Origin of the sequence: Mycobacterium sp. (genome assembly GCF_965229105.1) — a bacterium.
Classification (GTDB): Bacteria; Actinomycetota; Actinomycetes; order Mycobacteriales; family Mycobacteriaceae; genus Mycobacterium.
Genome location: NZ_OZ245858.1, coordinates 1,556,424 through 1,578,203 on the forward strand (window position 1 = coordinate 1,556,424; position 21,780 = coordinate 1,578,203).

A 21,780-nucleotide genomic window follows, 5' to 3' on the forward strand; every position below is an offset into this window, starting at 1 on the left:
TTTTCAGACGGAAGCGGATGTGGGCTGAGATCTGTTGCGCCGGCGCCCGCGGATCACCCGGACGATGCCGAAGGCCGCGCCCATGGCCAGGACGAGGAGCATGAGCAAGGCGCCGATGGCGGCGATGGCCGGACTCGAACCGCTCTTCAGTGACGAATAAAACAGGACCGGAAGGGTTTTGGTGAAACTCGTCTGAAACAACGCGACGACGGCTTCGTCCCAGGAGCTGATGAACGCCAGCAGTGCGGCGCCGGTGAGTGCAGGAACGATGGTCGGCAGGATGACTTTTCGAATCGCGTAGAGCCGGCTGGCGCCCATGGTCCACGCGGCCTTCTCCAGGCTGGGGTCGACATTGTTGAGCGCCGCCGCGACGACCAGGTAGGTAAAGGGAAGCGCGAGAACGGTTTCTGCCAGGACCAGGCCCCACCACGTGCCTAACAGGCCGATCCGGTTCTGTACGTCGAAGGTACCGATGGCCAGGAGAATGACGGGAACGATCACGGGTAGGTAGATGATGCTGACCAGCGTCGACTGCAGCCGTGGGCGGCTGTCGAGCGTGCGGATCCACCGCGCCACCATGACCGCGATCACCAGGCACAGCACCGCCACCGCAAGTCCCACCGTCACGCTCTTCTGCAGTGCGGCGGTCCAGGTCCGGTCGGTGAGCACCAGGTGGTACCAGTCCAGGGTGAAGCCCTTCGGCGGCCAGGTGATCGTGGCGTCGACCCCCCACGACAGCGGAAACACGAAGATGATGGGAGCGAACAGGAAAACCAGGACCGCGATGGTCACCGCCCAGAGCCCGACCTTGGTGGGGCCGAAGGGCATTGCTGCCTCCCGCGATACGCCCTTGGATCCGCTCAGTACCACGCCCGATCCGGCGGTCAGCCCGGTCATCCTGCCGGCGACCGCGAAGCCGATGAACGTCATGAGGAGCAGGAGCACTCCGAACGCGCTGGCCGGCCCCCATCGATAGTTCTGCACCTGTTGGGCGATATAGGTGGAGATGGTGACGTCCTGCGGGCCGCCGAGAATGGCGGGCGTCAGGAAGAACCCGGTGGCAATGATGAAGTTGAGCAGCAGCGCGCCAACGATGGACCCGCGGATCAGCGGTAGGTACACGGAGGTGAAGGCCTGCCAGCTCGAACAGCCGAGGGTTTTGGCGGCTCGGGTGAGGTTCGGATCGACCCCGCTCATCGCCGCGAAGAGGACCAGAATCATATACGGCAGTAGGTAATTGACCATGCCGATGATCGTCGCGGTGGAGTTGAAGAGCAGTTCTTGGCGGCCTATGCCGACCGCCGCAAGCACGCCGTTGACCGGTCCGTTGGAAGACAGAAGCTCCACGAAGGCGAATAGGCGTACGACGATCGATACCCAGAACGGCAACAGGATCATCATGAACAGCGCCGTGGACATCGACCTGCGCAGACGCGACATCAAATACGCGGTAGGGAAGGCCAGCGCGAAGGTGATGGCGGTGGAGAGGGCGGCGGTGAAGATGGTGTTGCCGATGACCTGGCGAAGCAGTTTGTCGGTGAACAGACTCGCGTAGTTGGACAGCGAGAAGTTGTCGAGACCGTATGACAGGGAGCCGTCGGCGCTGAGGCTGCGCAGCGCGATGCTAAGCAACGGCCAGCCGAAAAATGCCCCGTAGAGCACCGCCAGAGCGGTCAGCGACAGGACCGTGCCCAAGGACTTAGGCACGCGAAAACCCTTGTGCACCTGAGTAGGACGCGATTCTGCGGGACTACCCACACCTGGCGACGAGCCCGGTTCCGACACTTGGTCCGGGTGCGTAACGGTTCTCACAAACTTCCCCTTGACGACGCCGGAATAAAAGATACAGTTCAATCGTATTAAGTAACTTCGCCCAAAGGAGCAGCCGTGTCAAGTGGGAAATTCAGGCGGGTGACGGCCCTGTTCGCCGTCGCGACGTGTGGCGTGCTGGTTGCTGCTTGCGGCAATTCCGCAGCGCCCACCCAGGACGCGACCAAGTTTGACCCGGCAGTATTTCCCAAATCCACTTTCGGTGACCTATCTGGCTCCTTGACCTGGTATGACTCCTCGGGCGGTCTGACCACAGAGGCCAAGAACGACACTATCTGGAAGAACTTCACCTCCCTGACCGGCCTTCCGGTGCAGGCTGAGTACACCGATGGCACATCGACGAAGTTCCGCGCTGCCGCGGAGGCGGGCAACGTCCCGTGGAACCTCATCGAGTTCGGTACCGGTGGTGAGTACTTCCAGGCCGCTGATGCCGGTCTGCTCGCCGACCTCGACACCTCCGTGGTCCCCGTCGACAAACTCGACGGCGTCAGCGTGGACAAGCATGGGATCCGCGTCGAAGACAACGGTTCGGTGCTGGTCTGGAATACCAAGGCCCTCGGCGGCAAGACGCCGACGTCAAGCGCAGACCTGTTCAACACCAAGGACTTTCCGGGTAAGCGCTGTCTCTACAAATACCCGGTGAGCGCCGGAACCCTCGAGGTCGCTCTGCTGGCCGACGGTGTTCCCGCGGACAAGATGTACCCGCTGGATGTCGATCGTGCGTTGCGCAAGCTGGGCACCATCAAAAACGACACCGTGTGGTGGGACTCCGGTTCCACGGTGATCCAACTATTGAACAACGGCGAATGCGCCATGGGAATGGTGTGGACGGGCCGTGTCTATGACGCCATCACCCAGCAGCACCTACCGCTGGACTTCACGTGGAACGGTGGGCTCACAACCTCGGCGTACTTCGCGGTGCCCAAGGGCGCGCCGAATGCGAAGATCGGCCAGGCGGCTATCGCCATGTGGCTGCTGGATCGTCAGGGTCAGATCGACTTCGTCAACCGCACCACCTACACGACCGCGATCAAGGATCTCAGCGCGGCCGATTACCTCGAAGCGGTGCGGCCCTACGTCGTGTCCAAAGAGAACACCGCCAACACGGTGAGTGAAGACGCCAGGTTCTACGCCGAAAATCTCGACCCGGTGTCGAACGCCCTGGCCGCCTTTCAAGCTCAGTGACAACGAATTTCAGGTAGGAAAGTCATGTATCAGGTGGTGGAGTCGCCCAAAGGGCATTATGACGCGGTCATTCTGGGTGGTGGATTCGCCGGTGCGGCTGCGTCGCGTCGACTCACCCAGAACGGACTGCGGGTGCTGATCATCGAGGCGCGCGATCGACTATCCGGTCGGATGTGGTCGGAGCCGGACTTTTTCGACGGGCACATCGTGGAGTGGGGTGGGGCGTTCATGCTCGACCGCGACACCTATCCCTTGACGTGGGCCGAGATCGACAAGTTCGGGCTGGAATTGGAGTGGGGATCGCTGGAGCCCACCCAGTTGATCTGGGTGTCGGCGGGCGAACGCCGCACTGGCCCACTGCCGGTGCCGGTGGATGAGTTGGCCTCGTTCGAGCGGCTGGTGACCCGGATTTCTACGTTGGTGTCCCACATCGACCTGAATCGCCCGATCGAGGACCAGGACGTCACCGCCATCGACGTGCCCTGGCCCGAGCTACTCGCGGATCTGGAGTTGGGCCCGCACACGCTGGAGTTGATTCGCACCCATATCGTCACCCTGGCCGGTGACCCTTGGGAGGTACCTTCGGCCCTGCCGCTGCTGCACGCCATCGCCAAGAGCGGATCGATTTCTGCCGCAACATTTTTCGCCGCTCCGTACGACACCCCGATGGCTCGGACCCTGGGTCCGCAGCTCGCCGGTGGCACCGGTGCCCTCTATGAAGCGGTGGTGTCGGGCTCGGATGCCGATGTCCTGCTCGGTGCGACAGTCAGTGCGGTCAGCGATCACGGTGACGTGGTCTCGGTGATGACCAGTGCTGGCGAGGCGCGGGCGCGGGCAGCGGTGTGCGCCCTGCCGATCGGTGTGTTGAGTGAGGTGACGTTCAGCCCGGCGCTATCGCCGGAGCTGGCGTTGCTGGCCCGGCAAGGGGTGACTGGCCAGGCCGAGAAAGCCACCGTATTCGTCAGCAACTGCCCCGAACCCTTCTACGCGCATGGCATCCCGCCCGGTGGCGGCTTCGCCACCGCGTCGACCACCGTCCACGCCGGGGACCGCGCAATCGTCGTCGCATTCACGTCCGCCCCGGGGGTACTGGATCTCGATGACGTTGCCGCCGTGCAGGAATCGCTCCGGCACTATGTACCTGGCATCGTCGTGGAGTCGGTCGCCTGGCACGACTGGGCCCAGGATCCATTCGCTCGTGGAACCTGGTCCTATCTGCGCCCAGGCCAGACGACGATACGGCCGGCGGCGCGGCGGGCTCAGGGGCAACTCGCCTTCGCGGGCTCGGATTTCGACTCGCGACTGGGAGTGGAGGGCGCGCTGTACACCGGCGGATTGGCTGCCGATGAGGTCCTTGCGATGCTCGGCCGCTGACCGGGCAGTATGGACAGCTCAGGAACCGCGAGAGTTGGGTAGACACAGATGGCTGTACCGCAGACGTCCGACATCTTGCGGGAGGTGATATTCGCCCCCTTTGAATACGGTGGTCGGACGAAGGCGGTATTCGACCGACTGCGCAACGCGGTAGCGCTCGATGTTTTCAAAGATGGCGAGCAGCTACCGCCGGAGCCTGAGCTGGCCGCGCAGCTGGGTGTCTCGCCGGTGACGCTGCGTGAGGCGCTCGGATTGCTCCGGGAGGCCGGCCTGTTGGTGACGAAGCGGGGCCGCTCCGGCGGCAGTTTCGTACGGCGCTCCGCCTACGAACCGGTCAGCCATGGCCGCTCCCGGTTGTTGGAGATGTCGCTGGTGGATCTGCGTGATCTTTCCGACTGGCGGACGTCCGTCGGCGAGGCGTCTGCCGCGTTGGCTGCCGAGCGCGCTTCCGATGAGGAGGTCGAGGGGATGAGCCAACATGTCGAGAGCTTCGCGCAATCCCACGACGGACCGTCAGCTCGCCGAGCCGAGGGCCGACTCATGATCGCACTGGCGACCGCGTCCCAGTCGGTCCGACATACCAAGGCCGCTGTTGCCTGCGTCATCGATTACGGACCGCTGCTCTCCACGGCGTACCAGGTCGAGGAGTTGCGTAAATCGGTTGCCCAACAACACTCGTCGCTGTTGGAGGCGGTTCGGGACGGTCGACGTGACGACGCCGCGCGATCAATTCGCGAGGCCGGGATTACGGTGGCTCACGAATTAGCCAGGCAAGCGGTGGGCTCAAGTGGTGGGATGAAGCGATGAGCAACCGTGGCGCAGCCTTGGAGAAGGAAATTGCTCGGTTCGCTGCCATCGTGGCCAGCCACATCGACGAGGTGGTGGGTGTGCTCAGCGACGTCGCCGACAAGTCGCTGACCGATGGCGCTTCGACGTCAGCTGATGTCGACTACTTCCGCGAGGCAACACGTCATGTGTTGGTGCAGCGGGGAAGTGGCGATGTGTTGGCCGGGGCCGGCTACGCGGTGGCTTATCCAGACAATGACTGCGCTCCGGCGATGGTCTGGTGGGTCCATCGCGGCGGTCAGGTGGCCGAACGCTCGCACAGCGTGGATCCGGAGTCGGAGAGTTTCTATGACTACGCGTCGTTGCGCTGGTTTCGGCTGGCAGTCGAGAGCCGAAGTTCCACATTGTCAGGACCATTCATCGATACCTGGGGTTCCGACGACTACACGGTGACAGTATCGGTGCCCGTCCTTCGTTCACACGGCGCGTTGGGGGTTCTTGCGGCCGACGTCGACGTCCGGCGTTTCATCGACACCCTGACATCTGACCTACAAGGGATCGCCAGTCCGGTGGCGCTGCTCAACGAGTCCGACCGTGTCGTCGTGTCGACGGTGCCGCTGCTGAGCACCGGTCTGCCGGTGCGGGTGCGGGGACAACGTCACTCTGCAGCCGACCAGGTGCGGTTGCGGTTGCCGGTCCCGGGCTACAGCTGGTCGGTGGTGGCTTTCGCGGAATAAGCCGCGCGCCGATTGTTGGCGTGCGACTTTCCGCGAAAGATGCTTTTTAAGAGCCTCTTTCGTGCTGCGTAGGAGTGCGGCGGGCTGTTATTCGCATGTCTGCAGTCGCCCTTGTCTTTAAAACAACTCAACTATATGATTTGTGAGATGCCGGGATTCGGCGTTGCAGGTGGGCCTTTAGATGATGGCCCGCTGCCGGTCTTGATGCTGCATCTCCTTGGAGGCCTAATGGCGACGATTGCCTACGACGTCATCGTGATCGGGGGTGGTGTCCTCGGGTTGTCCACCGCCTTGGAGCTACTGAACCTCGGGGTCGGCCGGGTCGCTGTGATCGAGCGCAATCACCCCGGTGACGGTTCGTCGGGCCGGTCGGTGGGCATGGTCGAAAGCCAGTACTTCACACCGGCAGATATCGAAGCTCGCGTCTACGGTCGACGCTTCTACGATCTGATGGCTGCCGAACACGGTCTACGTTTCGTCGCGTGCGGCTATCTTCGGCTGGGCTCGTCCGAGGCCGACATCCGGGCGTTTGAGCAGAGTGTCGCCATCCAGGGTGAACTCGGTGTCACCGACCCCGAGGTCCTGACTGCGGCCGATATCGCCGACCGCTGGCCGCAGATTGTCACCTCCGACCGGATCGGCGGCCTTTTCGGTCCATCCGACGGACATATCGACGGTTACGAATACTGCACGATTGCCGCCCGACTGATCGCGCAGCGGGGCGGCACTGTCATCTCCAACTGCGAACTACTCGGCGGTGATCTCGACGCCGGTGGTGGGTGGCGCCTGGATACCTCCAAGGGCGCCATGCGGGCCGACACCGTGGTCAATGCCGCGGGGCCATGGGCCGGGCGCGTCGGAGATCTGCTCGGGGCGCCGGTGCCGCTGCACCCGCAGCTGCACGGCGCGGTCACCGTCGATCTGTCCACGCCGATGGATCCGCTGCTGCCGTTCGTCATGGACTACGTCCCCGACTCCGGCACCGACGGGGTCTACTTCCGATCGGAGCGCCCCGATCAGTTGATCGCCGGCTTGCACACCGATGAGGGTGTCCACGAACCGGTTTCGCCGGATCAGCCGCTTCGGCGAGTTGGCCAGGACGATATCGAACGGCTATCGGCGCTGATGGCCGAGCGCCTGCATATCGTGGATGACCTGTCCGTGAGTGGAAGCTGGCAGGGCATCTATCCCATGAGTCCCGACCACCGGCCCATCGTCGGTAGGCACCCGGACCAGCCTTCGGTGGTCTGCGCACTGGGCGCGGGCGGATCCGGAATCCAGTTGGCCCCGGCGATCGGGCGGGTGTCCGCCGAAGCCGCGGTCGACGCCGAGCCGACGTTCTCGTGGTCGCACTCCTGGGGGCCCGGTCGGGTGGTCCCCGGTTCCGCCGTCACCCCTGCCGTCTAGAAAAGGAAGGACAGTCATGACCTCGACTCTCAATTACGGAAGCACCTCGGTCGGAACCGAACTCGATCGAGAGTTCGAGTCTGCACTGCAGCAGGTGCGTGACCAGGTGCCCGGGCCGTTACCGCATGTGGTGGCGGGCGCGGTGTTTCCCACCGGGCCGGTGTTCGAACGGCGCGATCCGGCCGATCCGAGCCGGATCGTGTCTCGGGCCTACACCGCCACCGACACCGTCGTGGAGGATGCCGTCGCCGCAGCGCGTCGGGCGGCGCGCGCATGGCGCGCCCGGCCGTTCGGCGAACGGGTCGAGCTCCTGCGAAAAGCCAAGGCGCGCTTCGCCGCTAATATCGTTGTGCTCGCAGCGCTGATCGCTGCCGAGACCGGAAAGAACCGCGTCGAAGGCCTGGCCGAGGCGCAAGAGGCGATCGACCTCATCGAGCACTACTGCGCGCAGATGGAAGACAATGGCGGCTTCGTCACACCGATGCGGCCTACCGTCACCGACACCACGACGGATGTCCTGCGGCCCTACGGCACCTTCGCGATACTCGCGCCCTTCAACTTCCCGGTTGCCTTGGCCGTCAATATGACCGTCGCCGCGCTGGTGACCGGCAACACCGCTGTGCTCAAACCGTCGGATAAGACGCCACGCTCGACGGCGTTGGCCGCCCGTCTGCTCGACGCCGACCTACCCGACGGTGTGCTCAACGTGATCCATGGCGGCGCCGAGGCCGGACAACTCTTGGTTCGCTCTGGAATCGACGGCGTGGCCTTCACCGGTTCCGCACAGGTGGGCTGGGATATCGTGCGCTCGTTGACCAGTGGCCCATACGGGAAGCCGGTGCTGGCCGAAATGGGTGGCAACAATCCCGCGATTGTGATGGCCACCGCCGACCTCGATGACGCGGTGGAAGGCATCGTGCGGTCCGCATTCGGATTCTCTGGCCAGAAGTGCAGTGCGACAAGACGAGTCATCGTCGACCACCGGGTGCACGATGCGCTCGTCGCCAAGCTCAGCGATCGGATCAAACGCCTTGTCATCGGCGACCCGTCGACCGCCGATGCGTTCATCGGCCCGGTGATCGACGAAGCGATGGCGAATCGGGTGCAGTCGGCGCTCGACACCGCGCGCGCGGCCGGTGGCACGGTCATCAGTGCGGACTTACCCGACCTGCCGGGGCATTTCGTTGCACCGACTCTGCTCACGGGTCTGGCTCTGGGACATCGCCTTACGCGTGAGGAGTTGTTCGCGCCGGTGGTCACCATCACCGCGGTGGACGGCATTTCCGAGGCGATGACCGAAGCGAACGCTGTCGAGTACGGCCTGTCGGCGGGCATCTTCAGTGCGCTCGACGAGGAAACCGAAACCTTTCTCGACGAGATCCAGGCCGGCGTCGTGTACGTCAACCGGCGTGAGGGTGCCACCACGGGAGCCTGGCCGGGTCTGCAGTCGTTCTGCGGCTGGAAGGCGAGCGGATCGTCGGGCAAGGGCGGGTTGGGCCCTTGGTATCTGCAGGGTTTCATGCGGGAGCAGAGTCGCACCGTGAGCGTCGGTTCGGCGGCAGGTTCGCGGGGCGATGTCGAGCGCTGAGGACCTGTTCGGCCGTGCAGTGCAGGCCCTGCCGGGGGGCAACACCCGCTCGACGCTGTACGTCGCACCGCATCCGCCGTATGCCGTCTCAGGTGAGGGTGCGGTGGTGGTCGACTCGGCGGGGCACCGAACGATCGACTGCAACAACAACTACACGGCGTTGATTCACGGTCACGCCGATCGCGAAATTCTCTCCGCCGCAATCGAAGTGGCGGGGAAGGGAACAGCGTTCGGTCTGCCGACCGCCTACGAAGTCGAGATGGCTGAATGCTTGCAGGCCCGCACCGGATTGGCCAGATGGCGCTTCTGCAATTCGGGCACCGAGGCAGTCATGATGCTCATTCGTGGCGCCCGCGCCCATACCGGTCGCGATGTCATCGTGCGCTTCGATGGCAGCTATCACGGCACCTACGACGGGGTTGTTGCCCCGGACGCTCCCGGGGTGCCCGCGCAGATCATCGATGCCTCATTAGTACTGCCGCAGAACGATATTGACACCCTAGAGGCGACGATGGACCGTCACGGTCACCGCGTGGCGGCCGTGTTGCTGGACCTGATGCCCAACCGGGCCGGACTGCGACCTGTCTCCGACGAATTCGCCAGCGCAGCACAGCGGGTAACCGCCGAAACGGGGGCACTACTGGCCATCGACGAGGTGATCACGTTCCGCCTGGGGCTGGGAGGTTTGCACCGCTCGTATGGCCTTACGCCCGATATCATCTCGCTCGGCAAGATCATCGGTGGTGGCTTCCCCGTCGGTGCCGTCGGCGGTCGTGCTGACGTGCTCGACGCATTCAGCCCGCTGGGCGACGGACCGGTGTCGTGGGGCGGGACCTTCAGCGCCAATCCGGTCACGATGGCGGCCGGTCTGACGGCGATGCGTAAGTTCCCCGCCTCCGAGATCAGCTCGCTCAACGCCAAGGGCGATGCGCTGCGGGCGACGCTGCGCGCGGCGGGTCTCAATGTCAATGGCAGCGGCTCCTTGCTGAGGCTCGTCACCGACGACCCCACCGACACGTGGTGGCGGCTTTACCAAGCCGGGGTGCTCGCAGGGACAAATGGTCTACTGGCGCTGTCGACGGTCATGACCGACGAGCAGGTCGAGGACATCGCTGATCGCGTCATCGGGTCGTTGCCACGGCGGTGACGGCGGTGTGCTTTTAGAAGCTGAACGCCATGAAGTGGTACTGCCGGGAGTCGACCTCGAACACCGCCAGGGATTGCGCGCCGAGTTTGGCGGTAGTGGTGTGCACCGACCGGGGATTGTCGGCAGCGACAAACAGCACGCCGAGGTCGAAACGCTCCCGGTACGCCGCCTGGGTGGCCGCATTGAACGCGGAATAGACCCCGCGCCCTCGGGCGACCTCGTCTATGCAGACCGGTCCACGCAACGCGAAGCGCTGCTGCGCAATTGGCTTTCCGTTGAATTCCAGTGACTCGGCGAGCTCGAGCATCGCCTGGATGATCGGCGACGTGGCCACCTGCGATCGGCCGGGCGGATCGGTAACGGCAATGAACCCGACGACAGAATCGTCACCGCTCACCGCGACATGTAAACCCGAGGAGTCCACCGCCGCCGTAAACCACTCCTGCGACTGGAGATTGGAGATGAAGCCTTTGGTGCGTTCGTCCGGCGAGAGGTTACCCACGTAGTAGCGCTCTTCCAGTGCCATCATGGCGGGAATGTCGTGGCGATTGGCCAACCGGATCGCGACGTCAGATGTCATCGACATGTTCTTAGTCCTATCCGGCCGGTTACGGGCTGACCGGCACCGTCGTCATCGGCGCTTCGACGGAACCCCCACCACTGCTTGAGCTTCCACCGCCAGATCCTTCGCCGCCCGACGAACGGCTGCCACTGGAAGACTCGCCGCCACTGGAGGGCGATTGTGGTACCGCGGGAACCTCGGAGACGGGTGCCTGTTGGACCGGCGGTACCGACGCCGGCGCCTGCTCGACTGGCGGTATTGAGGCAGGCTCTGACGCCGGTGTCGACGGTGGCGGCTCAGGGGTGACCGTCGAAGGCGGCACGGTGGTCGTGGTGGGCGGTGCCGTTGTCGTGGTGGGCGGCGCTGACGTCGTCGTCGGGGGAGCGGTGGTGGTTGTCGGAGGCGTGGTGGTCGTCGGTGGTGTCGTCGTGGTCGTGGGTGGCGTGGTGGTGGTCGTCGGTGGTGTCGTCGTGGTGGTGGTGGGTGGCGTGGTGGTCGTGGTGGTGACGGGCGGTTGTGTAGTCGGGGTGGTCGGCCAGGTCGGCGGCGTCCACGGGTTGAGCGGCGGCAGGATGATGATCGGCGGAATCGAGATCCCCGGCACTTCGACCGGCGCCGGCGCCGGAGCTGGAACCACCGCGGGAAGTGGCGCAGGCGGTGCGGCGGGAACCTCGACCGGCCTGCTGTCGGTGTTGGGGCGGATGCTCGGTGCCGACGGAGCGGCCGGTGCGGGTGTCAACACTGCAACGGGTAGCGCTACAGGATCGGGTTCGTGCGGCACCGGCGGCAGATAGCGCCCCGGCACCGTGTCCGACTGCACGGCCGGGACCGGTTGGGCGCTCACATCGGCAGCGGGCCGCACGTGCACGGCCGCTGTGACGGCAAGTGTGGCGAAGCTGATCAGCAGGAATGCGGCCGCGCTGCCCATCAGGATCATCCGCGGTGGTGGCGGTGCTATCGCGGTGGTGTAGTCGCCGAACTCGTCCTGGTCGTACTCCTCGGGGACGAATTCGCTCAGCGGATCCATCGGCATCTCGGCGTATTCGGGCTCCATCGGCAACGGGCCGTCATCGGGTGCCTGTGAGTACGCCAATTCCGGACCCACCGCTGCGCCGGCCGCCGTTGCGGGCGCACTGGCGGGTGCCATCTGGGTGGCGTCGGCCCCACCGGGGAGCGCGGGTGCCATCTGGGTGGCTGCAGCAGCCGGTGCGAAGCCTGATCCGTCGACGGTCTGTGCCGCGCCCCGCGCGATCGCGTAGCCCGCGTCCGGCGGCACCTGCACCGGGGTCGTCGAACTGAGCTCGGCCGCAACCGAATCGAGGTCCAGGCGCTGACCGACCAGCAACACCCGCTGCGGAGCAGTTGCCGCGGGCACGCTCATCAGCGCTGTCGCACATGCGCCTGCCGCGCCGGAAGCGCCGATCGGCACCGATGCGAGCACCGAGGTGGACTCCGCGTCCTCGCCCACCACCGTCAGTGACACGGTGTTATCGGCGCCGAGCAGCAGGGCGGCGTCCGCTCCGGCGCTGCGGGCCAGTGCCCCGGCCGCTTCGGCCTCGGAGACCACCTCGACGTTCTCAACTCCGGCGCCAAGCACCTGCAGGCGCAGGGCGTCGCCGGCAACGGCGTCGGGCAGGCAGAGTCGCGTGGCCGCCACTCGACTTCCGGACTCCGTCACCGCGCGGTAGGTGCCGACAATGGTGTCGGCCAGGTCGGTGGTTGCGTCATCGGGAAGGTCCAGCGCGTACTCGTCCAGCACCTCGCCGCCGCTGGCCGGCGCTCCGATCAACGCCAGTCGAGCCACCCGTCCGGTGACCGACACCCCCAGGACTACATCCATTCGCCTGCCACCCATCCGCTTTCTTGCTTGAGCCTCCCCGACGTCCAGGCCTGCAATAATCGACGCCCCCAAGCTACTCCACAGGGTGGACAGCTCCGGGTTGTCGATCCCGCCTGCTTGTGCGTCGCAGCAAAAGTGACCACGCTGGGTCCGCACGACCTCGCGACGAGTTCACCCACAGAAAGGAATCGGCACGTGAGCGACCAGCGTTACGACGCGTCCGCCACCGTCGGGGTGCCGACGACCGCAGCCCCTGTCGCTGCCCGGTCCGCTCGCGTCGGTTTTGTGCCCGTCCGCGCCAATAAGGTGCGTGACGGTCTGGCGGTCGTGCTGCTCGTGGCGGCCGTGCTGCTGCCGTGGAACATCGTGTTCGGGCTCGGCATCCCCGGCAGCAACGCGCGGGTGTTCGGGGTCCTTGCCGTCGTGACGCTGTTGGCCATCGCCGCCGCGCTGGTCCCGCACGTCGGCCCGTTCCGGTTGAGCGCCCCGCAGGCCGATATCCGGCGGACCAGCCGCATCCGGCTGCTGCTCACGCTCGCCTACCTCATCGTCGTGCTCGGATTCGCCGGTTATCACCTCGCGCACACCGTCGGAAACGGCGGCACCGGAGCTGTCCCACCCGGTGCCGGACCGGGGATGTTCTTAGGTGTCGCCGGCGCGTTGCTGGCAGCGCAGCCACCGATCACCTCGATCACCATTGAGGACAACGGTTTTCGCCGCTGGTATGCCGTGGTGCGGGTCATCGGCGTGGTATCGATTGCGCTCGCGACGCTGTCGGTGGCCTTCAACATCTACTGGCGACTGCGGTACCTGTTCGTCACCCAGGCCGGTTTCGGCGGCCACGATATCGCCGTCATCGTCACCACGCTGCTCTACGGCGCGGAGGCGATGATCGCGCTGGTCATCGGCTCGCGGTGGCTGACCGAGAAAACCGCCGCCGCCCGCCTGGCCACCACCGCACTCGGCGCCTCGGGGGCCATCGCATGCACGCTGGTCTGGATCGCCGGAATCGGCAGGGATATCGACGCATTCCACGGCATCGCCCAGAACACCTCCACCGCCGCCGTCGGCTACGAGGGCTATCTGGCCTGGGCCGCCGCGGCCGCGATCGTCGCTCCGACGACGCTCTACGCCGTCTTCCTGATCAAGCCGCCGACCATCGGCGCCTACCGTGTCGCCGCGCAGAAGTGTTTGACGCTCATCGCTTTCTGGTCGTTCGCCGCCGCCGGACTGCGCGTGGTCGACTACCTGATCGCGCTGTCGCTTGACCTGCCCCGTGCGCTCTATGACAGCGCCGCGATGACCGGATTCAGCCTCGTCACCGGTGCCATCGCGCTGTGGCTGCATCGTCAACTTGCCAAAGGGGTGGCCTCGGCAACGGTCGCCGCCGCGTTCAGCGCGGTGCTGTTCGTGTTCACCGTCGCCGACCTGGCCATCGGTGTCGCGCTCGCGCCTCGCTACGCCGCAGCCCCGCCCGACGCGATCTACGGCAACAACCTGGCGCAGCAGATCACCAGCACATTCGACGTCGTCGTGTGCGTGCTGAGCCTGACGGTGCTGGCTGCCCTGCTGTTCACCGGTCCGCTGGCCGGCTATCTGCTGCGCCGGGCCGCCAAGCCGGCCGCGCCGCCTGTCGTACCGTCCGCCGTCACATCGTCTGCTGTTACCGCAGTAGTGCCGTCGTCTGACTCGGCACCGCCGACCATCGTCCGCCAACCCAGGCCAGCGGCGGCACCGAAAATTGTTCGCCTCAAAGACGATTCGACGACGGTGCTGCCCGCGCCGGCGACCACCGAATTTCAGACGCCGACGGCCGCGCTGCGGATCCAGCGTCGCTCCGAGTGGGCGGCGCCCGACGCCACCACCAGGACTCCGGCGCCCGGTACCGAAGACCACGGACGCTGACACGGTAGGGGCGGGGAGATGTCTCGTTGGTTGGTGAGCGATCTGCCGTCGTGGCTGCTGTTCGTCGGACTCATCGTCGTCGTGGTGGGTGCAGCATTGCTCATCGTGATGGTTGTCCGGCGGCGGTTTCCCGGGCTGCGGGGGGACGAGCGCAGCGAGGTGACGCAGTTCGCCTTCATGTTCATCGGCTTCGTGTATGCGTTTTTCGTAGGTTTCGTCGTCAGCGCGATGTGGGGCCAGATCAATGCCGCCGACGACGAGATGCGCACCGAGGGAGCGACTGCGGTGCAGATGGCCAGGGACCTCACCGTGTTCGACCAGGCCGACGGTGAGCGGGTCCGGCAGTCTCTGCTGGAGTATCAAAGAGCCGCGCTGCAAGAGTGGCCGCAAGCCGCGAACGGCCATTCCCTGCCTGCGGCCGATAGCGCACTGCAGCGGGTGTACCTCGCATATGGTCAGGTCCAAGCCGGCACCGATACCCAAAAGACTTTCCTGGCAACCTCTTTCGATTCTCTACGCCAAATCAGTCAGCTGCGCACCGAACGGATTCTCCGAGCCGGGATCGATGTCGGCCCGTCACTATCGCTGTGGACCGTCTTCCTGCTGACCAGCGCGTTGGTGATCAGCTGCGTCGTCATCTACGGGGTGAAGAAACCCGGCATTCACTACGCGTTGGTCGCGACCGTGGGCGTACTGGTGGCCGCGAACATCTTCCTGGTGCTGGAACTCACCCACCCGTACGTCGGCGAAGCCGCCACATCGCCGGAGCCGCTGCGCGCGGCCGTTTCGGCCCTGTCACAACCCTCGGCGTAGCCGCGCGACCGCTGGGCGGTTATTTGTCCTCGAAATCCGGGTCCGACACCGTCAGCAGGGCGTCCATCACGTAGGGATTCGTCTCCAATTCCCGTTCCAGCGTCCGCAATCGACGCGCCACATGGGACTCGGCGTCATCGCCGACCAGATCGACGCTGGCGACCAGAAAGATCTGCTTGGGACCGATGTACTCCAAGCGCAGGAACCGCACCGAGGCGACATCGTCGAGCTGTTGCAGCCGGGCGACCGCGGCGTCGTGCAGCGCGGGTGAGCCGGGTTCACCGGTGAGGTATCGCCGGTTGCGGTCGATCAGGATGACCGCGACAACAGCGAGCAGCACACCGACCAGGATTGAGCCGATCGCATCCCAGGCCGCATTACCGGTCAGCTGATGTAGCCCGATGCCGGCCAAGGCGACGACGAGACCGATCAGCGCGGCACTGTCTTCGGCGAAGACCGCCCTGGTGGTCGGATCCGAGGTGTCCAGCGCGTACTCCAGCAGGTCACGATCGAACTGATCGGCCTCGCCGCGGAGTTGACGGACCGCTTGCAGCAGAGACGAGCCCTCCAGCACGAAAGCGATCCCCAACACCACGTACGCGACCAGATAGTTTTCGTGCCCGCCCGGCTCGTGCAGCAGTTCAGAGATGCCGTGCCAGATCGATACCGCGGCGCCGACGACGAATAACCCGACAGCTGCCAACAACGACCAGACATAAGCTTCGCGCCCGTAGCCCATCGGGCGGTTGGCGTCGGCCGGGCGGGAACTCCTGCGATTGGCAATGAGCAGGAAAATCTGGTTGCCGGTATCGGCCCACGAATGGGAGGCCTCCGCGACCATCGAGGCCGAGCCGGAGATCATGGCGGCCACCGTCTTGGCGATCGCAACGCACAGGTTGGCGGCGAAGGCGATGACGACGGTGCGCACACTTTCGCCACCGGGCTTAGGAGGCGTCGGACTCTCCTGCTGGCCCCTCCGGGGTGGCGCCGCCCTCGTCGGACCAGTCGGACCCTTCGTCGGCACCTTTGGCCGGGTCACTGTCTACATCGTTTGGTGTGTCGGTGTTGTCTTTTTTCACCGCGCACGACTACCCCGAAACTGTCACTCTCACTCAGTTCGGCCTCCGATACCGTGTGACGCTATGACTACCTTTCGTGCCGCCGTCGAAGCCGGTGACTTTGACGCCCTGCCCGCCCTGTGCTCCGAGAACGTCGTCTTCCGCAGTCCCATCGCGCATAAGCCCTATGTCGGCAGGGACCAGCTCGGGGTGATTCTGCGCGCGGTGTCGCGGGTTTTCGAAGACCTGCACTATGTGCGTGAGATCGGTGGCACCGACGCGCCGGATCACGCCCTGGTTTTCGTGGCGAAGGTGGGCGAGCTGGAGATCAACGGCTGCGATTTCCTGCATTACGGACCGGACGGTTTGATCGACGAGTTCACCGTGATGCTGCGCCCCCTCAAAGCGGTCAAGGCGTTTGAAGAGAAGATGGGCGCCGAGTTCGCGCGTGCGATGGCCGAAGCTGGTACGCCGTAGACGGGTAGTCGACTACGCGTGAACGCGCCGGCCGCCGGACCCACGATCGGGTCATGGCCAAGATCGGTAACGACTTGATGATCGTTCACGTAGAGCAGCGCCCGGACACCACCTGGCTGTTCACCATCTGCTACACCGCGCACTTCTCCGACAGCGATATCGGCAAGCGGTTCGACGATTCGGTGCGCGTCGGCGCCGCCAACAGCGGTGGCTACATCGAGCCGGTGACGTTCACTGCCAGCAGCGCCAGGGTGTTCCGCAAAAAGCGAATCGTGGTGCGCGACGGTGCATTTGGTAAGGACACCCGGACCAGTGCACTCTGTGTGTCGGTCCGGCTGCACGGACCTGACTAGCCAGCGCCCTGCTGAAGTTGCTCGTACCAGTCGGCGGGCACCCGGCCCCTCGGGCCCGGCACGGTCTCGTCAACGGGCCGGCAGTCTGGTGGGGCAAGCTCGGGTCCCTCGTAGTAATCGTTGGCCTCGAAATCCCAAAACCAGTCCTCGCCAGGTTCGAAGGACTGGATGATCGGGTGGCCGGTGGCCTTCCAGTGCGCGGTGGCGTGCTTCATCAACGAGTCGTCGCAGCAGCCGATATGCCCGCACGCCGCGCAGCGGCGCAGGTGCACCCACCAGCCGCCGCTCGCGTCGCATTCCACACATCCTGTGCCACTGGGGACCGCAGTCGGGTCGACATTCGCGCTCATGACTGCTGAGACTACTTGCGTCTCTCAAAGTCGTCCCAGCCTCAGATCGGACTCGTTAAGGTTCCGGCCATGGCAACCAGTGATTCCCGCGACGTGGTCATCGAAGCAACCCCGGCCGAGATCCTCGATGTGATCGCCGATGTCGAGTCGACCCCGAGGTGGTCCCCGCAGTATCAGAAAGCCGAGATCCTGGAGAGCTACCCCGATGGTCGGCCAAAGCAGGTCAAGATGACGGTCAAGGCCGCGGGCCTGACCGATGTGCAGGTCATCGAGTACACCTGGGCCGATAACAGTGTGTCGTGGACCTTGGTGTCCTCGGGCCAGCTCAAGGCGCAGGATGCGGGCTACACGCTGACGCCGGACGGCGAAAAGACGCGAGTGAAGTTCGATATGACGATCGACCTGTCGATTCCGATGCCCGGGTTCCTGCTCAAGCGCACGCTCAAGGGCGGAATGGAAACCGCCACCGACGGTTTGCGCAAACAGGTGCTGAAGATAAAGAAGGGCTGACTACTGTTCCGCCCGTGACTAATTCGGGCCCCTTGGCCGGTGTGAAGGTGATCGAGCTCGGCGGTATCGGTCCGGGCCCGCATGCCGCGATGATTCTTGCCGACCTGGGTGCCGACGTCGTGCGTGTCCGCAGGCCGGGCGGGTGGGTGATGCCCGCCGAGGACGTCGACCTGTCGCACCGCGGCAAGCGGATCGTTGAACTCGATGTCAAGAATTCCCCGCAGCTGCTGCTGGACCTGGTGGCCAAAGCCGATGTACTGCTCGACTGCTTCCGGCCGGGCACCTGTGAGCGGCTCGGCATCGGACCTGAGCAGTGCGCGGCGGCCAACCCGCGGCTGATCTTCGCGCGAATCACCGGCTGGGGTCAGGACGGGCCGCTGGCCATGACGGCGGGCCACGACATCAATTACCTGTCGCAGACCGGCGCGCTGAATGCGATCGGGTACCGGGACCGCCCGCCGATCGCGCCGTTGAACCTCGTCGCCGATTACGGCGGCGGATCGATGTTGGTGGTGCTCGGCATCGTGGCTGCGCTCTACGAGCGAGCGCAGTCCGGTCAGGGGCAGGTGATCGATGCCGCCATGGTCGACGGTGTCAGCATCCTGGCGCAGATGATGTGGACGATGAAGGCCACCGGCTCGTTGCGCGACGACCGTGAGTCGTTCCTGCTCGACGGCGGCGCGCCCTACTACCGGACCTACGAGACCGCCGACGGTGGGTATATGGCCGTCGGAGCCATAGAACCGCAGTTCTTCGCCCTGCTGCTGAGCGGACTGGGCCTGACGGTCGAGGATGTACCGGGCCAGTACGAGCGGGATCGCTACGACGAGATGCGCGCGATCTTCACGCAGCGATTCGCCGGGCAGACCCGGGCGCACTGGACCGCCGTCTTCGCCGGTACCGACGCCTGCGTGACGCCGGTGCTGACCTGGAGCGAGGCTGCGCACGATGAGCACCTGCGAGCGCGCGCGACCCTGATCGACGCTGGCGGGGTGACCCAGGCTGCACCGGCCCCGCGGTTCTCCCGCACCCCGGCAGGACCCGTCGGGACACCACCGCGTCAGACCACGTCGCTCGACGATATCGATTGGTAGATAATGGGATTCACTACGCCGAACCTGCCTGCCGTCGACCCGGCGACCTTCGTCACGCAGCCACTGATGGACCGGATCAAAATCCTGGTGCTCAAATGGGTCGATTACGGCTACGGGGTACCGCGCATGGTGCACCTGATCTACCTGGTCAAGCTTGTCGTGTTCTACGCCATCGGCGGTGTCTCGATCGCCAATGCGACCTCGGGTCTGCCTGCCTTCTGGCATGTTTCGCTGTGGTGGGATCAGCCGATCGTCTACCAGAAGCTCATCCTGTGGACGGTACTGCTGGAACTGCTCGGACTCGGTGGTTCATGGGGGCCGCTGGCCGGCAAGACCAAACCGATGACCGGTGGTTTCCGATTCTGGGCCAGGCCCAACACTATTCGGCTCCGGCCGTGGCGACGGGTACCGCTGACCGCGGGAAATCGCCGGACCTGGTTCGATATCGCGCTCTATGGGGTGCTGGCCGCCGTGGTGGTGGCGGCCATGGTGTCACCACCTGACGGCAGCGGGCTGGTCATCCCGGTGCTGCTCATCGCCCCCATGGTGCTGTTGGTGCTGCTTGGGCTCCGCGATAAGACTGTTTTCCTGGCGGCCCGCGGCGAGCAGTACCTACCTGCACTGTTCTTCTTTGCGGTACTGCCGCTGCCCGATATGGTCATCGCGCTGAAGATCCTGATCGTCACCGTCTGGTTCTGGGCGGGTGTGTCGAAGTTCGGGCCGCACTTCACCAGTGTCATCCCGCCGATGGTCAGCAACAGCCCGGCGATGCCGTTGAAGTGGCTCAAGCGCGCGCACTACCGCAACTTTCCCGATGACGTCCGTCCGTCGCACCTGGCGACGTTCATGGCCCACGGCCCCGGCACCGTCGTCGAGATCATTTCGCCACTGGCGCTGCTGTTTTCGCCGTGGCCATGGCTGACTTATATCGCGGTGGCGATCATGGTCGGTTTCCATCTGTTCATCATTTCGACGTTCCCGTTGGCGGTGCCCTCGGAGTGGAATGCGCTTTTCGCCTATTCGGTGGTGTTTCTCTTTCTGGGGTTCCCGAACTGGCAGGGCCACGCGATCTGGGATGTGTCCTCGCCGTGGCTGGCGGTCGTGCTGGTGGCGGCACTGAGCTTCTTCCCGGTGCTGGGCAATCTGCGCCCGGATCTGGTGTCGTTCCTGCCCGCCATGCGTCAATACGCAGGCAACTGGGCCTCGGCGGTATGGGCGTTTGCACCCGGCGCCGAGGCGAAGCTGAACCGGGTGACCCGCTCGGCGGGCAACGTGGTGGATCAACTGATCGACTACGGGTACACCCCGTTGGACGCCGAGTTGTTCGCGCAGCAGATCCTGGGCTGGCGGTCCATGCACAGCCAGGGCCGCGGTCTGTTCTCGGTGCTGATCAAGAACCTGCCCGATATCGACCGGCGCGATGTCCGCGAGGGCGAGATCGTGTGTAACACGTTGGTGGGGTTCAACTTCGGTGACGGTCACCTGCACAACGAGGACCTCATCAGCGCGGTGCAGGATGAAGCGCAGTTCGAACCCGGTGAACTGGTGGTGGTCTGGGTCGAATCCCAGCCCATCCACCGCAGAGTGCAGCACTACAAGGTCATCGACGCTGCGTTGGGTGTCATCGAACGCGGCACCTGGCGGGTCGCGGATCTGGTCAAGGAGCAGCCGTGGCTGCCCAACGGCCCGATTCCGTTGAACGTCACCTGGCGGCGTCAGTAAGGCCCAAACTCACCTTTGGGCCGCAAAGTGCGAGTACGGTCCGGCAAAACGTCGATCTCGGCGGCGGTATTCAATCACCGTGATTGAGCCGGAATAGCTCTGCCCGGTCGATGGGTTGGCCCAGGTATGTCTCACGGAGTAGTACTCACCCCTGACCGCGCCGCCGCCAACCTCGTTGATAACGCGATCGAGCAGGCCACGGCGGCGTACGACGCCGGTGTCCGGCAGGTCTGGCTGGCGCAACGCGTTGATTACGACGCGATCGCCCTGTCCGGCCTGATCGGGGCGGCCGTCCCCGGGTTGGGGGTCGGCACGTCGGTGGTGCCGATCAACCCGCGCCACCCGCTGATCATCGCTGCGGCCGCCCAGACCGCTCAGGCGGCGTCGCACGGTAATTTCAGTCTCGGCCTTGGACTGGGCGCGCCGTCGGTCGAAGCTGCGGCCTTCGGCATCTCGGTCGAGAAACCCGTGCGCAGGCTGCGCGAGTACCTGACGGTGCTGCGGTCGATCTTCGACGACGGGGTGGCGAACTTCCAGGGCGAGGAGGTGACGGCGCATCCGGAGTGGCCGGTGGACGTCCCCGGTGGCGCAGCGGTACCGCTCTACGTGGCCGCGATGGGCCCGCAGGCGCTGCGGGTCACCGGTGAGCTCGCCGATGGCACATTGCCGTACCTGGCAGGCCCGCGCACCATCTCCGAATTCATCGTCCCGACCATCGCCAAGGCGGCGGCCGCGGTGGGTCGTCGGCAGCCGCGGGTGATCGCGATAGTCCCTGTCGTGATCGACGACGACGCCGATGCCGCCCGCGCTCATGCGGCGCAGGAGTTGGCGTTCTACGCGACCATCCCGTCCTATCAGGCGGTGATCGCCAAAGAAGGTGTCGACGGTGTCGCCGACCTGGCGGCCGTCGGGTCCGTCGATGTGGTGTCACGCCGGCTGCAGGCATACCTCGATGCGGGCGCGACGGATGTGGTCCCGACGCTGCTGCGAAGCGATCCGACTGAGCTGCAACAGCTTTGGCAGATTGCGGCCAGCCTGTAGC

Annotated in this window: 20 protein-coding genes; 15 read left to right on the forward strand and 5 right to left on the reverse strand. The window is 65.1% G+C overall.

The genetic code is table 11. The features are described 5' to 3' along the window. Window positions 1-3: 3 nt before the first annotated feature. Window positions 4-1,707 (reverse strand): ABC transporter permease subunit, encoded by a 1,704-nt coding sequence (locus tag ADBZ9O_RS07540; protein ID WP_526529867.1) that lies wholly within the window; start codon window positions 1,705-1,707, stop codon window positions 4-6. Between the two features lie 180 nt (window positions 1,708-1,887). Here ADBZ9O_RS07540 and ADBZ9O_RS07545 point away from each other — a divergent pair, with 180 nt between their 5' ends. The 7 genes from ADBZ9O_RS07545 to ADBZ9O_RS07575 all read left to right on the forward strand — a co-directional run bounded on the left by ADBZ9O_RS07545 (window position 1,888) and on the right by ADBZ9O_RS07575 (window position 10,054). After that, window positions 1,888-3,015, forward strand: coding sequence for an extracellular solute-binding protein (locus ADBZ9O_RS07545; RefSeq protein WP_526529869.1), 1,128 nt, complete (start codon window positions 1,888-1,890; stop codon window positions 3,013-3,015). 24 nt (window positions 3,016-3,039) lie between these two features. Then, window positions 3,040-4,389 (forward strand): flavin monoamine oxidase family protein, encoded by a 1,350-nt coding sequence (locus tag ADBZ9O_RS07550; protein ID WP_526529871.1) that lies wholly within the window; start codon window positions 3,040-3,042, stop codon window positions 4,387-4,389. A 48-nt stretch (window positions 4,390-4,437) separates the two neighbouring features. Continuing rightward, on the forward strand, window positions 4,438-5,196 hold the full coding sequence (locus ADBZ9O_RS07555) for a FadR/GntR family transcriptional regulator (RefSeq protein ID WP_526529873.1): 759 nt from the start codon (window positions 4,438-4,440) through the stop codon (window positions 5,194-5,196). Continuing rightward, window positions 5,193-5,912 (forward strand): cache domain-containing protein, encoded by a 720-nt coding sequence (locus ADBZ9O_RS07560; protein ID WP_526529875.1) that lies wholly within the window; start codon window positions 5,193-5,195, stop codon window positions 5,910-5,912. Before ADBZ9O_RS07555 ends, ADBZ9O_RS07560 begins: the two co-directional genes overlap by 4 nt. A gap of 228 nt (window positions 5,913-6,140) precedes the next feature. After that, a complete protein-coding gene (locus ADBZ9O_RS07565) occupies window positions 6,141-7,319 on the forward strand; it encodes an NAD(P)/FAD-dependent oxidoreductase (RefSeq protein ID WP_526529877.1) in 1,179 nt (392 codons plus the stop codon). A gap of 16 nt (window positions 7,320-7,335) precedes the next feature. Next, window positions 7,336-8,907, forward strand: coding sequence for an aldehyde dehydrogenase family protein (locus ADBZ9O_RS07570; RefSeq protein WP_526529879.1), 1,572 nt, complete (start codon window positions 7,336-7,338; stop codon window positions 8,905-8,907). Beyond that, window positions 8,894-10,054, forward strand: coding sequence for an aspartate aminotransferase family protein (locus ADBZ9O_RS07575; protein WP_526529881.1), 1,161 nt, complete (start codon window positions 8,894-8,896; stop codon window positions 10,052-10,054). The genes ADBZ9O_RS07570 and ADBZ9O_RS07575 overlap by 14 nt, the downstream gene beginning before the upstream one ends. Window positions 10,055-10,067: 13 nt before the next feature. Here the strand turns inward: ADBZ9O_RS07575 and ADBZ9O_RS07580 are convergent, their stop codons facing one another. Beyond that, window positions 10,068-10,634, reverse strand: a complete 567-nt coding sequence (locus ADBZ9O_RS07580) for a hypothetical protein (protein ID WP_526529883.1) — start codon at window positions 10,632-10,634, stop codon at window positions 10,068-10,070. Window positions 10,635-10,662: 28 nt separating this feature from the next. Continuing rightward, a complete protein-coding gene (locus ADBZ9O_RS07585; protein WP_526529885.1) occupies window positions 10,663-12,456 on the reverse strand; it encodes a DUF7159 family protein in 1,794 nt (597 codons plus the stop codon). A gap of 195 nt (window positions 12,457-12,651) precedes the next feature. Between ADBZ9O_RS07585 and ADBZ9O_RS07590 the strand changes: the two genes are divergently transcribed. Then, window positions 12,652-14,361: a DUF7937 domain-containing protein gene (locus tag ADBZ9O_RS07590; protein WP_526529887.1), complete on the forward strand. Its 1,710-nt coding sequence runs from the start codon at window positions 12,652-12,654 to the stop codon at window positions 14,359-14,361. 18 nt (window positions 14,362-14,379) lie between these two features. Continuing rightward, window positions 14,380-15,174, forward strand: a complete 795-nt coding sequence (locus ADBZ9O_RS07595) for a bestrophin-like domain (protein ID WP_526529889.1) — start codon at window positions 14,380-14,382, stop codon at window positions 15,172-15,174. A gap of 19 nt (window positions 15,175-15,193) precedes the next feature. On the opposite strand, the gene ADBZ9O_RS07600 is transcribed toward ADBZ9O_RS07595, so the two are convergent. After that, window positions 15,194-16,102 (reverse strand): cation diffusion facilitator family transporter, encoded by a 909-nt coding sequence (locus ADBZ9O_RS07600; protein WP_526529891.1) that lies wholly within the window; start codon window positions 16,100-16,102, stop codon window positions 15,194-15,196. Window positions 16,103-16,316: 214 nt separating this feature from the next. Between ADBZ9O_RS07600 and ADBZ9O_RS07605 the strand changes: the two genes are divergently transcribed. Together ADBZ9O_RS07605 and ADBZ9O_RS07610 are read left to right on the forward strand one after the other, a co-directional pair. Then, window positions 16,317-16,709 carry a nuclear transport factor 2 family protein gene (locus ADBZ9O_RS07605; RefSeq protein ID WP_526529893.1) on the forward strand — a complete coding sequence of 131 codons (393 nt, stop codon included), beginning with the start codon at window positions 16,317-16,319 and terminating at the stop codon, window positions 16,707-16,709. Between the two features lie 53 nt (window positions 16,710-16,762). Further along, entirely contained in the window at window positions 16,763-17,062 is a 300-nt protein-coding gene (locus ADBZ9O_RS07610) for a hypothetical protein (protein ID WP_526529895.1), read from the forward strand. Here the strand turns inward: ADBZ9O_RS07610 and ADBZ9O_RS07615 are convergent. Then, window positions 17,059-17,412: a UBP-type zinc finger domain-containing protein gene (locus tag ADBZ9O_RS07615; protein WP_526529897.1), complete on the reverse strand. Its 354-nt coding sequence runs from the start codon at window positions 17,410-17,412 to the stop codon at window positions 17,059-17,061. The genes ADBZ9O_RS07610 and ADBZ9O_RS07615 overlap by 4 nt on opposite strands. Before the next feature lie 69 nt (window positions 17,413-17,481). On the opposite strand from ADBZ9O_RS07615, the gene ADBZ9O_RS07620 reads away from it, so the two are divergent. The 4 genes from ADBZ9O_RS07620 (at window position 17,482) to ADBZ9O_RS07635 (ending at window position 21,779) form a co-directional block, all read left to right on the forward strand. Continuing rightward, the gene (locus tag ADBZ9O_RS07620) at window positions 17,482-17,922 is read left to right on the forward strand and encodes an SRPBCC family protein (protein WP_526529899.1); all 441 of its coding nucleotides are present in this window, start codon (window positions 17,482-17,484) and stop codon (window positions 17,920-17,922) included. A gap of 14 nt (window positions 17,923-17,936) precedes the next feature. Continuing rightward, window positions 17,937-19,016 carry a CaiB/BaiF CoA transferase family protein gene (locus tag ADBZ9O_RS07625; protein ID WP_526529901.1) on the forward strand — a complete coding sequence of 360 codons (1,080 nt, stop codon included), beginning with the start codon at window positions 17,937-17,939 and terminating at the stop codon, window positions 19,014-19,016. Window positions 19,017-19,019: 3 nt separating this feature from the next. Continuing rightward, window positions 19,020-20,738 (forward strand): DUF3556 domain-containing protein, encoded by a 1,719-nt coding sequence (locus ADBZ9O_RS07630; RefSeq protein ID WP_526529903.1) that lies wholly within the window; start codon window positions 19,020-19,022, stop codon window positions 20,736-20,738. A 126-nt stretch (window positions 20,739-20,864) separates the two neighbouring features. Next, window positions 20,865-21,779 (forward strand): TIGR03564 family F420-dependent LLM class oxidoreductase, encoded by a 915-nt coding sequence (locus ADBZ9O_RS07635; protein WP_526529905.1) that lies wholly within the window; start codon window positions 20,865-20,867, stop codon window positions 21,777-21,779. Window position 21,780: the final 1 nt, after the last annotated feature.